Annotated in this window: 1 protein-coding gene; it reads left to right on the top strand. The window is 71.6% G+C overall.

Features of this window, described 5'->3' with window-relative positions:
* A partial coding sequence (locus HC022_RS28480; RefSeq protein ID WP_167454587.1) for a gamma-glutamyl-gamma-aminobutyrate hydrolase family protein occupies positions 1 to 360 on the top strand: 360 nt, incomplete at its 5' end.
* Positions 361 to 514 lie beyond the last annotated feature (154 nt).

The raw sequence follows: 514 nt of genomic DNA, 5'->3' as shown, positions 1-514 counted from the left end.
ATCCGCACCATCCTGCCGCGCAAGCGGGTCGAGATCGGCGAGGACACGCTGCTGTCGCGTTCGGCGCGGGCAAACTGTCTCTATGTGAATGCGCTGCACAGCCAGTCGGTGGATGTGCTGGGAGAGGGGCTCCGGGTGGCCGCGCGCGACGACGGCGGCATGGTGCAGGCCATCGAGCGTGTCACCGATCCCTTCGCGCTGGGGGTGCAGTGGCATCCAGAGCATCTGATCTACCGGCGAGCTCATCGCCGGCTGTTCCGCTCGCTGATCGCCGCGGCCAAGGCGGGCAGGGGCAGCACGCCGCAGCTGGTTGCGGCCGAAGCCGAGGCGGAGGCGCAGCAGGAACCGCTCTGGAGCTGACGCCCCCGCCGGGTCTGCCCTAGGCGGGCAGCGCGTCCGGGTGCGGGGCGGTCTCGAACTCCGCAGCCGTCACGTCGAGCACGATATGTCCGCCCTTGGCCACCGGGGCGCGGTGCGCCAGCGCCGAGACGGGCAGGGCTCGCTGCTCGTGGCC

The organism is Salipiger sp. HF18 (genome assembly GCF_011806505.1).
Classification (GTDB): Bacteria; Pseudomonadota; Alphaproteobacteria; order Rhodobacterales; family Rhodobacteraceae; genus Salipiger; species Salipiger thiooxidans.
Note: the sequence above shows the minus strand (reverse complement) of the source record. Positions and strands in the feature narration are given on the sequence as shown.